At 40.5% G+C, this 13407-nt stretch carries 11 protein-coding genes; 3 read left to right on the top strand and 8 right to left on the bottom strand.

Annotated elements, in window-relative coordinates:
- Window positions 1-476: 476 nt before the first annotated feature.
- Both gap and tkt read right to left on the bottom strand, forming a co-directional pair.
- Window positions 477-1484 (bottom strand): type I glyceraldehyde-3-phosphate dehydrogenase, encoded by a 1008-nt coding sequence (gene gap, locus ACFING_RS02660; RefSeq protein ID WP_375629694.1) that lies wholly within the window; start codon window positions 1482-1484, stop codon window positions 477-479.
- 202 nt (window positions 1485-1686) lie between these two features.
- Window positions 1687-3693, bottom strand: coding sequence for a transketolase (gene tkt, locus ACFING_RS02655; RefSeq protein WP_375621006.1), 2007 nt, complete (start codon window positions 3691-3693; stop codon window positions 1687-1689).
- A 334-nt stretch (window positions 3694-4027) separates the two neighbouring features.
- Here tkt and ACFING_RS02650 point away from each other — a divergent pair, with 334 nt between their 5' ends.
- Together ACFING_RS02650 and ACFING_RS02645 are read left to right on the top strand one after the other, a co-directional pair.
- Window positions 4028-4303 (top strand): DUF4164 domain-containing protein, encoded by a 276-nt coding sequence (locus ACFING_RS02650; RefSeq protein WP_005774573.1) that lies wholly within the window; start codon window positions 4028-4030, stop codon window positions 4301-4303.
- 12 nt (window positions 4304-4315) lie between these two features.
- Complete coding sequence (locus ACFING_RS02645; RefSeq protein WP_375629691.1) at window positions 4316-4705, top strand: cell division protein ZapA; 390 nt, start codon at window positions 4316-4318, stop codon at window positions 4703-4705.
- A 1493-nt stretch (window positions 4706-6198) separates the two neighbouring features.
- On the opposite strand, the gene pyk is transcribed toward ACFING_RS02645, so the two are convergent.
- Together pyk and ACFING_RS02635 are read right to left on the bottom strand one after the other, a co-directional pair.
- The gene (pyk, locus tag ACFING_RS02640) at window positions 6199-7635 is read right to left on the bottom strand and encodes a pyruvate kinase (RefSeq protein WP_375629688.1); all 1437 of its coding nucleotides are present in this window, start codon (window positions 7633-7635) and stop codon (window positions 6199-6201) included.
- Entirely contained in the window at window positions 7632-8120 is a 489-nt protein-coding gene (locus ACFING_RS02635) for a DUF1036 domain-containing protein (RefSeq protein ID WP_273790491.1), read from the bottom strand. Before ACFING_RS02635 ends, pyk begins: the two co-directional genes overlap by 4 nt.
- A 262-nt stretch (window positions 8121-8382) precedes the next feature.
- Between ACFING_RS02635 and ACFING_RS02630 the strand changes: the two genes are divergently transcribed.
- Entirely contained in the window at window positions 8383-8643 is a 261-nt protein-coding gene (locus ACFING_RS02630; protein WP_005774567.1) for a DUF2312 domain-containing protein, read from the top strand.
- 545 nt (window positions 8644-9188) lie between these two features.
- On the opposite strand, the gene rimJ is transcribed toward ACFING_RS02630, so the two are convergent.
- From rimJ to ACFING_RS02610, 4 genes are all read right to left on the bottom strand, one after another.
- A complete protein-coding gene (gene rimJ / locus ACFING_RS02625) occupies window positions 9189-9752 on the bottom strand; it encodes a ribosomal protein S5-alanine N-acetyltransferase (RefSeq protein ID WP_375629686.1) in 564 nt (187 codons plus the stop codon).
- A gap of 571 nt (window positions 9753-10323) precedes the next feature.
- The gene (locus ACFING_RS02620; protein ID WP_375629752.1) at window positions 10324-12186 is read right to left on the bottom strand and encodes an ABC-F family ATP-binding cassette domain-containing protein; all 1863 of its coding nucleotides are present in this window, start codon (window positions 12184-12186) and stop codon (window positions 10324-10326) included.
- Window positions 12186-12572, bottom strand: a complete 387-nt coding sequence (locus ACFING_RS02615; protein ID WP_375613186.1) for a hypothetical protein — start codon at window positions 12570-12572, stop codon at window positions 12186-12188. The genes ACFING_RS02620 and ACFING_RS02615 overlap by 1 nt, the downstream gene beginning before the upstream one ends.
- Window positions 12573-12672: 100 nt before the next feature.
- Window positions 12673-13308: a thiamine diphosphokinase gene (locus ACFING_RS02610; RefSeq protein WP_375629683.1), complete on the bottom strand. Its 636-nt coding sequence runs from the start codon at window positions 13306-13308 to the stop codon at window positions 12673-12675.
- Window positions 13309-13407: the final 99 nt, after the last annotated feature.

Raw genomic sequence — 13407 nt, 5'->3', positions numbered from 1 at the left:
AACGCATCCAACAACCCTGCCCACTTTTCTTTCCACTTATCCCCCCCTCTTTGCTTTTACAAGAGATCCACGACAGCCCATCTCTCACCCTCTGTTTGAAAAGCCAAAGCTTTTATCGTCAAATGTACAAAAGCCCACCATTGCTCTTAATCTTCATATTCCATTGTGGCAAACAAATGCATTGGCTCAACTTGATCTCTATTAAAGCTTCCTTTTACTTCTAGGAAAAAGAGTTTACATCTCCTGTTTTCTAACGTTTTCTCAAAGGGTATCTCGTTCAGATCTTACTTTTTAAAGTTTACTCTTTCATTCATCTTTTAAAAGCACGTATTGACACAGTATTAAAACAAAATACATCATCAATGTTTCAATAGCCTCTTCTCTCTAGCGCATGAGAACAACAGCCTCTATCTGTTTTTCTCAAAATTGCACAAAAATGAGACTTTTCCTTATAAAAAGAGGACCCTGAGGTCCTCTTATATTGTCTGAGCAAAAGCCACTGCCGTATCACTCATACGGTTAGAAAAGCCCCATTCATTATCATACCAAACCAGAACGCGACAGAGCTTACCATCAATCACTTTGGTTTGATCATTGTGGAAAATAGCTGAATGAGGATTATGATTAAAATCACAACTCACGAGTTTCTCTTCTGTAGTGTCCAAAACGCCCTTCAAAGAACCCTGTGCAGCAGTAGCAATAGCTGTATTAATTTCTTCGATTGTTGTGGAACGCTTAGCGATAAATGTCAAATCAACCACAGAAACATTAGGGGTCGGAACACGAATCGATACACCATCAAGCAATCCCTTTAATTCTGGCAAGACCAATCCCACAGCTTTTGCCGCTCCTGTTGAGGTAGGAATCATAGAAAGAGCTGCCGCACGTGCACGATAAAGGTCCCGATGCATTGTATCCAATACAGGTTGATCACCCGTATAAGAATGGATTGTTGTCATAAAGCCCTTTTCAATGCCCACCGTATTGTGTAAAACTTGTGCAACAGGCGCCAAACAATTGGTTGTACAAGAAGCATTTGAAACAACGCGATGCTCGCTGCTTAAAGATTGATGATTAACCCCATAGACGACCGTAAAATCTGCTCCTTCAGAAGGCGCAGAAATAAGAACACGCTTTGCCCCCGCATCTAAATGAGCACTTGCTTTATCACGCGCAGTAAAAATGCCCGTACATTCCAAAGCAATATCGATATCCAAATCTTTCCAAGGCAATTGAGCAGGATCACGCTCTGCGCATACCTTTATTAAACCACCTCCCACATCAATAGCATCCCCTACCACCTTAACGATACCAGGAAAACGCCCATGAACTGAATCATAGCGTAATAAATGGGCATTTGTTTCCACCGATCCCAAATCATTAATTGCAACCACTTCAACATCTTGTCGTCCACTTTCCACAAGTGCACGTAAAATATTGCGACCAATACGACCAAACCCATTAATTGCAACACGAACTGTCATTTCACATGTTTCCTCATCAATTTTTTAAGCACAACATTTAAAACACAATAAATGGGTATTTCACCAATCCAAAATCATTAATTCCCACAATGTCAATATCTTGATCACTCACTCACTTATCCACAATAATGCACAAGATCATCCACAGCACTGCACAGAATATGATGCCCTACAATCACCCCATTCATGACAACACAAGCTGTCACTTTGTCTTTTCCTCTTTGATCTTTTCCAGCTCTTTTTCAACGGTGGCAACGACATTTTCCCAAGTAATACCAAAATGCGCATAAAGGGCATCAATTGTTCCACTTGCCCCAAAGCCCTCCATACCAATAAACACACCATCACAGCCAATAAAACGATCCCATCCTTGGGCGACAGCAGCTTCAATGGCAATTTTAATCGGTGCATCTCCAATGAGAGCACGCTGATAGGAGAGAGATTGTTGAGAAAAAAGTTCAAAACAAGGCACAGAAACCACACGCGTTGGGATGCCTTTTTCTTCTAACACCGCATGTGCCTCCACTGCAATTTGCAATTCTGAACCAGAAGCAAACAGCGTCACTTGTGCATCATCGCTAGCTGTTAGGAATTCATAAGCACCAAGCATACAGAGATTTTCTTCTTCATACTCTTGACGCAAAAGCGGTAGATTTTGTCGACTTAAAGCCAAGGTAGAAGGCGTCCCGCATGCTTTCAAAGCCAATTGCCAACACTCAACTGTCTCCATAGCATCGGCAGGACGGAACACAAAATGATTAGGCATTGCACGCAGGCAAGCCAAATGCTCTACGGGTTGATGGGTCGGACCATCTTCACCAAGACCAATAGAATCATGAGTCATGACATAAATCACCCGCAACCCCATGAGAGAAGACAAACGCATAGCAGGACGCATATAGTCAGAAAAGCATAAAAAGGTTCCCCCATAAGGAATAAAGCCGCCATAAAGGGCAAGACCATTCATCACAGCTCCCATTGCATGTTCGCGAATTCCATAATGCAGATAGCGCCCTGAAAAATCTTCAGCAGAGATACTTTTCATCTGGCTGCTTTTTGTATTATTAGATCCGGTTAAATCAGCCGAACCACCAATAGTCTCAACAACGACCTCATTGATCACTTCAAGAGCCATTTCCGAAGCTTTACGCGTAGCAACAACGGGGCGCTCTTCAACCAATTTCTGTTTATAAGTATCAATAGCGCCATCAAATCCGCCCACGAGATCGCCCCGCATCAATCTTTCAAACTCCACACGCTCTGAGACAGGAAGATCAGCAAATTTTTCTTCCCATTTTTGGCGTTTTTTAGCAGCATTGAGACTAGCCAAGCGCCAATTATCGAGAATATCGGCTGGAATAACGAAAGGCTCAGCATCCCACCCTAACGCGATACGGGTTTCAGTGATTTCTCGTGCGCCCAAAGGAGCTCCATGAATTTTATTGGTACCCGCTTTATTGGGTGCTCCAAAGCCAATTGTTGTTTTACAAGCGATCAAAGTTGGTTTATCGGAATTTTGTGCCGCCTCAATAGCTCGCGCAATTGCTGCTTGATCATGCCCATTGACTTTATGTGTCTCCCAACCAGATGCCTTAAAACGCGCAATCTGATCTGTACTGTCAGCAAGGGAAATCTTTCCATCGATAGAAATATTATTATCGTCCCACAACACAATAAGCTTATTGAGTTTCAAATGACCGGCAAGGGAAAGTGCTTCTTGAGATATCCCTTCCATAAGGCATCCATCGCCCACCAACGCATAAGTGTAATGGTTGATAAGATCACCAAAACGGGCATTTTGCAAACGCTCTCCAAGAGCCATCCCCACGGCATTAGCCAATCCTTGTCCGAGAGGACCAGTCGTTGTTTCGATTCCTGCCACATGCCCATATTCTGGATGCCCAGCAAGCTTTGCTCCTAATTGGCGAAAATTTTTGAGATCTTCAATGCCAATATCTTCATAACCAGAAAGATACAAGAGAGCATAAAGCAACATAGACCCATGTCCTGCTGATAACACAAAACGATCACGGTTAGGCCAGCGAGGTTTTTTGGGGTCATGAGCAAGGAATCTTGTATAAAGAACCGTAGCAATATCGGCTGCTCCCATTGGCAAGCCCGGATGACCAGAATTTGCTTTTTCAATCGCATCAATAGCAAGAAAACGGATAGCATTGGCCATCTGATTCTGTTGGTGGGTGTTTGTCATGAATAATCGACCATTTCGTTAAATACGTTATTCTGTTGCTTTTTCCGTATTCTCTTAAAATTCTCAAGAAATACTATTTTCTAACCATTAGCGTGAGACTTTTTGCCACCACTTCAATAATATTAATAACATTCCCCTCACGCGTTCTGTATATCCATGTCATTTATGCCAATACGCGCAAAAAATCCAGCTTTTAATTTATATCTATCCCCTGCTTTGCTTGCTAAAATATCCTACATACTTAAAAATAAAATGCACACAATACAAGAGTGAAAGTGATTCGTTTTTGCATAACACATTGATAAAGGATACAATTACCCAAAGGATAAAAGCAATGAACCAAGAGACTACAGTTCTACAAGATGCTTTAGAGCACCTAGAAAAGGCACTTAGAACTTTAGAGATCACCATAATAAACCGCAATGCCGTTATTGATAAAAATAACGAATGGGAAGAAGAAATCCAACGAATGAATGCTGACCGCAGCCATCTTGCCCAAGCGCTTGACAAAGCTGAAGCCCAAATTGAACGCTTAGAGTCCGTAAACAAAGAAGTTTCCAAACGTCTTATTAAAGCAATGGAAACAATTCGTGTTGTCATTGATAGATAAAGGTTTGAATGTATGGAAACTGTTTCCGTTACCATTGATGGTAAAGTTTATCGCATGGCTTGTGACAAAGGACAAGAACGTCGTCTTATTGCGCTTGCTGCTCAATTGGATCAATATATCACACATTTAAAGAACAATTTTGGTGAAATTGGCGACCATCGTTTATCGGTTATGGCTGGCATAATGATTATTGATGAAATGGAAGAAATAAAACGAGAAAATAAAAAATTACAAGAAGACTACAATACTCTTTTACGACTCCACAACGAAAGAGACCGTACCATGGGGAAAATTATGCGTGACACCACACAACGCATTGAAAATCTCACCAACCAATTGCTCAAAGATGATCAAAACTGCACAAACCTTCAAGAACAAGAACAGGAACAGGAAGATTTCTAAAAATTACATCAGCGCGTAATAAACCAGAGATTTGACTTGTCCGCCACATCTCACAGGATAAAAATTCTTAAACCCACACCAGTGTGTAAACAGTCTGGTTTTTTATAGGAAGGATTCCAGCTACTCACGACTTATGGGATTAACTTAAACCTCAACAAGAAAGCCCTACCCTGAATATTTCACCTCCGCACAAACGCTTCCTATATCAAGGAGGCTGCCTTATATCACCACATTTCAAATGAGATGTCTTTTAACCGCGCAATAAGATAACAAAATCAACATCATTGTAAAAAAATCATATAAATGACAACAGCAACAAACAAATAAAGCACCCTTCGAAAAAAAGAGCTATATTCATGTTCCCTATGAATGCATGCCCAAAAATCCTTGCCCCTTAGATAATATTAAGCAGATTCAATATATATTAAAAAAATAACCTTATCTATTATACCGTAAAACACCGCTATTTGATACTATAAGCACCATGGAGTCTTTGCACCTGAGATATCCATCCGATGAAACCCACCGAAAAGAACCGTATCATTTATAAACCAGCGTGAACTTTAGTATTTTCATCCTTTAGAGCAGGAAAAAAGTCAAACCCGAAGAGTATGTTAATCTCATACAACCTCAAACATCATAAACAACAATAATAGCTCTTGAAAACATCCTCTACCGCTATTTTTATCCTTATAACAAACAAACAATTCATCCATACCTCTCTCCCCACCCCTCAAAATCTCCAAGCTTAATAAAAGAAAGAGCAAGTCGGCATCATCATTATAGTCAGCCCTCAGTATTGCGATAGCCCCCTTGGCTCGTAAAACGATTCATAAGAGGGACGCCTTTCTTGTACAGCTTTTTCCCATAAAACCCACCCGCTTATGACGTACAAGCAAAGAGTTATGATTAACAAAACATAAATAAATTTAAGAGAATCTTACGGAATTCGGGGTTCTAATTCAAGTTTAATAACGATAAATTATCATTATAAATCAATATGTTGTAAATGATTCGACAAGGCATATTTTAAAAACACATTCACCCATCACTTTTTCTCATAACATACCAGTACGATTTTTTAGGCACATAATTTTAATTTTATTCAATTCTGTTTGCAAAAGTTTAAAATGGGAAAAATTTCAAGGCTCTTATCCAAAAAGCGAAAGAATGAACTCTCAATTATCAATAAACATCTCGCTCGTATAAACATCAATAAAGCATCCCCAATCTGTCTCAATGAAATAAAAGGGGGGCTCCCATTAAATGCCCTACCGTAAAAGCAGCTTCCTCAGAACTAAAACAAAATCAACAGACCAATATCACCGCATCTGCTTCCATCCCCAAACTGGACGACCTAACGCAATACCTTTCTATCTTACGATAGAAGATATAAAGAATAATGGGTCTATGGAGGCATTCACAAGAGGCGCACACCCGTTGTTTTTAAAGCCTGTTCAAAGGCGCATGAAAAAACACCATGCGTAAACGGCTCAAATCCCTTTCGTTCCATCTTGAGAGACAGAAGCAATACGCAAGAGATTTGTCGCACCGGGCGTTCCAAGAGGAACCCCGGCTGTTACAAGGAAACGATCCCCCCCTTTGCAAAAGCCTTCCTGAAATGCAATCGCTGCTGCTCGATCAACCATATCTTCTAAACTCCGTGCATCTTGCGTGACCACACAATGAAGCCCCCAAACTAAAGCCAAACGCCTTGCTGTTTCCACAATGGGCGATAAAGCAATAATGGGTCTATTAGGGCGTTCACGAGAGGCGCGCACCCCCGTTGTTCCTGAAGCCGTATAGGCAACGATAGCGGATAGAGCAAGTGTTTCAGCAATCTGACGCGCAGCAAGAGAAATCGCATCCGTTCCTGTTGATTCTGGTGCTGGATGTTGTGCTCCAACCTGAGCGGCATAAGTGTGATCCTGTTCGATTTGCCGCGCGATTCGATCCATCATAAGCACAGCTTCTTCAGGATAACGACCAGAAGCAGATTCAGCAGACAACATCACCGCATCTGTTCCTGCATAAACTGCTGTAGCAACATCTGACACCTCTGCGCGTGTCGGAACAGAAGATGTGATCATTGATTCAAGCATTTGTGTTGCCACCACAACAGGCTTTCCTGCTAAACGACAAGCTTTTATGAGCTCCATCTGAAGTGCAGGGACCTTTTCCAAAGGCATTTCCACTCCGAGATCACCCCGTGCAATCATAATGCCATCAGATACATCAATAATTTTCTCTATATGCTCCAAGGCTTGAGGCTTTTCGATTTTAGCCATCAAAGACACCTTACTTTTCGTCAACTGACGCACCGCCATAATATCTTCTGGACGTTGAATAAAAGAAAGAGCAACCCAATCAACAGGCTGCTGTAAAAGAGCCTGAAGATCCTCCTTATCTTTTGACGTCATCGAATCAAAAGGCAAAATTGTATCGGGAAAACTGACACCCTTTCGATCAGAAATACGGGTTCCAGCAACCACGCGACACTGTACAGAATGACCATCACAAACTTGCGCACGCAGTTCCACCCTTCCATCATCAATCAACAACCGGTCCCCTGGTTTAACAGCCGAAAATACATCCTCATGAGGGAAAAAAACACGCTGTGCATCACCAAGAACATCGCGATTATCTAACGTAAAGCTTTGCCCAACACGCAAATCTTCTTGACCCTTAGCAAAACGCCCCACACGCAGTTTTGGCCCCTGAAGATCCACCAAAATACCAATGGGGCGTCGAACTGTTTTTTCAACTTCTCGTATAGACTCGACCAAATCACCCAGCATATCACGATCAGTATGGCTCATATTAAGACGAAAAACGTCTGCCCCTGCCCTAAAAAGCTTCTCAATCATCAAACGAGAAAAAGAAGAAGGACCAAGAGTCGCAATAATTTTTACTTTACGTGCACGTTTCACGGTGGAGAATTTCCTGAAAGAGAAGGTATAACTGAATTGTTTAACAAAGACTCATCCGTCAACTGTACCATCCAACTGGTTTGATTTCCGGTATCGATCTCTTTAAATTCAGCCTTTTGATATCCTCGAGGGAAACAATCATGAACCCCTTGAATAGTAAATTGGCTATCTTGCACACACATGGTCACAGAGCCTGCCCAGTTCCCTTTTTTTTGTGCCCCTTCCGCATAAAAATAATAAAACCGTGAAGCAAGGGGCCCCTCAATTAAAGTTTTACATTCCGTCACTGGTACCGTCCACCAGCCTTCGCTCACCCACCCTGAAAATGTACGATATCCAAGAGCAACCCCTACAGACTGTTGGGTTGTATTACAAACTCTAAAGTCAGCTTTTGCAAAAACAACAAGGGGAAACAAGAGCAAAATGCTCAAGAGAAAAACTTTTAATCCTTTCTGAAACACCCAATATCGCTTTTTTAAAATCACAAAACTTCCTCTATAATGCCAAATTCTCAAAACAAATTACACATTTCTTTTTTTAAAGCTTTTCAAATCTAAAACGTATATTTTTATATTTTTCTTTTTATAGCCCTTTTATCAATGCATATATCTTAAAAATTTTACAAAATATTTAAAGTCAATTTGTAAAAAAGCTGTGTAGCTTGATTTACTTTTTGTTTTCAAGCTTTTTTAACATAAATTCGTCGTCGAAAAACAACTTAAAATATATAACTTGGAGAAAAATACAATGAACGATACAGTAACCGATCAAACACACGCTATATCCGTAAACCAATTACGCTCTTTTATCGAACGTATTGAACGACTAGAAGAAGAGAAAAAAACCATTTCTGATGATATTAAAGACGTTTACACTGAACTTAAAGGCTCTGGTTTTGATAGTAAAGCTGTTCGAAGCATTATACGGCTGCGTAAAAAAGAAGAGCATGAAAGAATGGAAGAAGAAGCAATCATTGAACTTTATAAAAATGCGCTTGGTATGAATTAAAACCATTGATAACATTGGAAATTTTCTTAAGAAAAGAAAATACAAAAAACAAATGGCAAAAAATAAATGAATGTATAAAAATTTCACCCAACAATAAGCCGTTTGTGTAACTTGTAACGAGACTATCGGTCACAGAATACACAATATTGCAACAGCCCTCACATTTAAAAGGATTTATACAGAGAATTTTTATTCTTGTTCTTCAATAATTTTTATCCACATAAACCCTCACTTGTATGCCAACCTATGCCAACTCAGTTTGTGATGTGCAAGAGAGGTGTTTTTATGATTAAACATCAATAAATTTGAAATGAGAAAGTCTTCCGATATTGAGGACTCTCTTCAAATTGAAAAAAATGAATTATGATGATAAATCAATTTATTATCTACGCAAAGAAACATATGAAAGCGGTCAGCCGTTGAAATCCGCTAAACGAGAGTCTGAACTGTTTACAAAAGAAGAGGTGGTTAAGGATCTTCGTCTTTTAGGATAGGGAAAAGTGCAGCATATTTACACATTTGATAAAAAGACCCTTAACAAAACTTTATTCGAATCTATTAACGGACTCATAAAGATCATTGATTCGAGAGGTTAGAATGTGATCTCTCCATTTTCCAGAAATCATCAAATAGTCTTTGGCATAGCCTTCTTTTTCAAAATGAAGGCGTTTTAATAAACGTTCGCTTTTTATGTTCTCAGGTCTATAATTTGCCATCACTCTATGCAGATGATAAACATGAAAGATATGGCGTATTAGAGCCGATAAACTCTCAAACATGAGACCTTTGCCTTGTTGTTTTTCATCAAGAGAAAAACCAAGATGACAGGCTTGAAAAACACCCCGAACCACATTTGTAAAATTCACAACACCGATGACTGTGTTTTCATTTTTTAATCGTACAGCATATCGGTATGCTTGTCCCTGTGCGCTTTCATAAGCAAATGCATTGGCTCGTGTTTCCCAAGCTGTTAGGCTGTGGTAACCATCAGATCTAACAGGTTCAAAAGGACGCAGATGATTCGCATTACGGAGGAAATAAGAAGACAGTTCAGCTGCATCTTCTAAACTGATCAATGTGGAAATTGTTCGCTTTGTTTTAATTGCCATCATTTTCTCCTCCTAGAAATGTTGCAATAACACGTTGATTTATCTTAACAAATCATCATTTTTAAACTTAAATTATAACATCAAATACAGTAAGCTTTCCTCATCACAACACTTCTTACGTTAGAATTAATGAGGATCATTTGCTTTTCCATCATAAGCGGGGGTGGTATGTTTAAAGCATAAGGTAAAGACAAGGGCATGTTTCTTATGAATGCTCTCAAATTCCAAGGGGCGCTATAGCAACACTAAGAGCGAGCAAAATATGCAATGGAACTGGCATATTTCCATATACGAAATTTTGAAAAAACTCACGGCAAAGGTAGTTTTGTTTCTTTGCCTTGTAAGCTCAGAGCATGTTTGTTTTGCGCTATCATATCACTGTCCCCCCATATACAAATCCTAATGACCATCGCCTTGAGATGCTATATGTTACAGTGCAATCTAAAAAGTCTCTGCCATAACTCGTCAACAACACTGTTCCCGCTAAATCAGCCACAAACTCTTGTAACAAATTAAAGAAAAGCGATGATGCAATACGAATTAAAATGTTTAGATATTAATATCTGAAACATTACCGTGAACACGCTTCCATTTCTTCGCGTAAAATTTCAAGTTCTAACCATTCTTCTTCTTTTTGTGTGCAAGTATTTTTCTTTTTTTCCAACGTTGTTGATAAACGCTCAAAACGCTCTTTATCACTGCGATAAAGGGCTGGATCAGAGAGTTCTTGCTCAATTTTTTTGATTTCGTCCTGTAAAACAGCAATTTCTTCAGGCAATTTTTCCAATGCATAAACCTGCTTATAAGACAATTTACTTCGTGTTTTTTTCTCTCGCCCTATCAAGCTATGATCTATTGATGTATCCTGTTTTGAAAGCTCTCCCGCATGAGATTTTGAAGGTGCTTTACGCTGCGATAATTCTGTTCTTTTGCGTTGTAAGCGAAGAGCATGCTGGTTCTGCGCCATCATATCACTATAGCCGCCCGCATACAAAACCCAATGACCATCACCTTGAGGTGCCAACATATGCGTTACAGTACGATCTAAAAAGTCTCTGTCATGGCTGACCAACAATACTGTCCCCGCAAAATCAGCAATAAATTCTTGCAACAAATCCAAAGTTTCCATATCCAAATCATTGGTCGGTTCATCAAGAATCAAAAAGTTTGCAGGACGAGAAAGAAGTCGTGCAAGCATGAGGCGTGCTCTTTCTCCCCCTGAAAATTCTTTAAGGGGAGTGCGAGCTTGTTCCGGTAAAAATAAAAAGTCTTTCATATAAGAAACGACATGCCGCTCCAGCCCATTGATCACAAGAGTATCACCTCTTCCTCCCGTTAAATAATGCGCTAAAGTTTCTTCTTCATTTAAAATACGTTGCTGATCAAGCAATGCCATAGAGAGGTTATAGCCATGCCTCACCGTTCCACTATCCACGGCTTCTTGCCCAATTAATGCAGAAAGGAGCGTTGTCTTTCCGATTCCATTGGGTCCTACCAAACCGATTCGATCACCCCGCTGAATGCGCAAAGAGAAATCTTTCACGATAATGCGATCACCATAGGATTTTGAAATTTTCTTTGCTTCAAGCACCAATTGCCCAGAATCATGACTTTTTGCTGCTGTCAAAAGTGCATTTCCTGGCTGCCCTTTATAGGTTTGATGACGCTGTCTTAAGTCTTTTAATTCGCCTAAGCGCCGTACATTACGCTTACGCCGTGCGCTCACGCCATAACGCAACCATTGCTCTTCACGAGCAATTTGGCGCCCCAATTTATGCTGTTCGATGGCTTCTTCTTCCAGTGCTTTATCACGCCAATTTTCAAACTCAGAAAAACGCTTTTCCAGTCTTTTGGTTGTGCCACGATCAAGCCATACCGTTGACCGTGTAACATTTTCTAAAAATCGTCGATCATGGGAAATCACCACAATCGCTGAACGCAAAGAAGCCAAAACAGCTTCCAGCCATTCAATAGTTGGTAAATCAAGATGATTGGTTGGTTCATCTAAGAACAAAATATCGGGTTTTGCAGCAATGGCCCGTAACAATGAAACACGCCGCTTTTCGCCTCCCGAAAGCGTTTCCAATTTTTCCGTCCCAGAAAACCCTAAATTTGTGCGAAGCGTATTAATCCACTGAACATCAGATATATCATCCAGCCCCGCTTCCATATAAGCATTAATATCTTCAAATCCTGAACAATCCGGATTTTGTGAGACATAACGGAGCGTTACTCGCGGGTGGCGAAAAATTTCGCCACCATGAGGTTCTAATATTCCTGCGGCAATTTTTAATAAGGTCGACTTTCCACAACCATTACGGCCAACCAACGCAATACGCGCCCCCTGCTCAACCGATAAAGAAGCTTGATTGAGCAAAGGCGTTTTTCCAAAATTTAAGAAAATGCGGTCAAGCCGCAGAAGCGGCACCGCCATTAACGAACGCGGCGCGGACAAGGTGCTTTATACATCACCCCTCTTGCATCACGGTAAGCACACAATTGCCGTACAGGAACTCTCTGTCCACAAGGTGCTTGGTAAACATGCCCTCTACGACCACGATACGTGCACAATTGTGATGCCTGTCTTTGTTGTTTTCTTTGATTTGCAGCTGCACCTGTTACTGTTCCAGCCAAAGCACCAAATGCTGCACCGGTAAGTGCTGCTCCAGGCGTACTTCCAGCAATAGCAGTTCCAGCCAAAGCACCGATTGCTGCTCCTCCTACGCCGTAACGTGCAACGCGTTCATCGTTTGTAGTACAAGCGACTGAACTGAAACCAATGGCTGAAACAACGGCCACTTTAAAAATTGATTTTAACATATCAAAACCTTTCCTTCTCAAGATCAATACATATATCGTTTATGTCGGCACTTCATCACTAGGCCCCCCCCTGCCTTATTCAGAATATATTGGAAGAGCTTTATGGAATAGATACAGACGCTAACAATATAGCTTTTCCAGAACCTAAATGGCAAGAAAAGGTTCCACAAATACGGTTAGAAAGTGTTAAAGAAGAGCCAAATGACACATTTTTGTCACAAATTGGCCATTTTACCCCTTTAAGAGTTAAGCTCTTTAAATCAGAAAAGCCGATAATACTAAACAAACATCCCTTAGGCAAATCATACGAACAAGGTTTTGACAAAACCGGCCAACCTTCTTCCGAACCGCTTGTCAACAACACTGAAATACCCCTTTCAGCCATCATCAACGCTTGCGTCATATGAGAAAGGCTATGATCACTTCGCTCCCCTCCCAAAGCACCGCACAAAATAAGCTTTTTAGCGCCATTTTGCAGCGCTCTTTCACATGCCAGAGCACTATCTGTCATATCTTTATCAGAGGGAAAAACTTCACGCGGAACATGACTATATTGACGGATTAAGTTCTCATCTGATGAATCAAAGTCCCCTAACCACAACTCAGGCGTCACATTAAGCGCTGCCGCATGACGCATACCACCATCAGCAGCAATTACCCGACTGTTTTGAATTTGATTAAGCAAACGATCAGTGATATGAACATCCCCATTTAATAATATCGTAAATGTTGTCATGCCATACTTTGCCTTTCACAAAATTTTCTTTACAGTGCATCTTTTTATAAGTGAGAGTCATTTTTTATAAACAAAAAGCGTGATATAGCCAAACGAATC

Origin of the sequence: Bartonella sp. AP150HLJHH (assembly GCF_042196385.1) — a bacterium.
In the GTDB taxonomy this organism is placed as follows: Bacteria; Pseudomonadota; Alphaproteobacteria; order Rhizobiales; family Rhizobiaceae; genus Bartonella.
The sequence above is the reverse complement of the archived record's forward strand: the minus strand, read 5'-3'. Positions and strand labels throughout refer to the sequence as shown.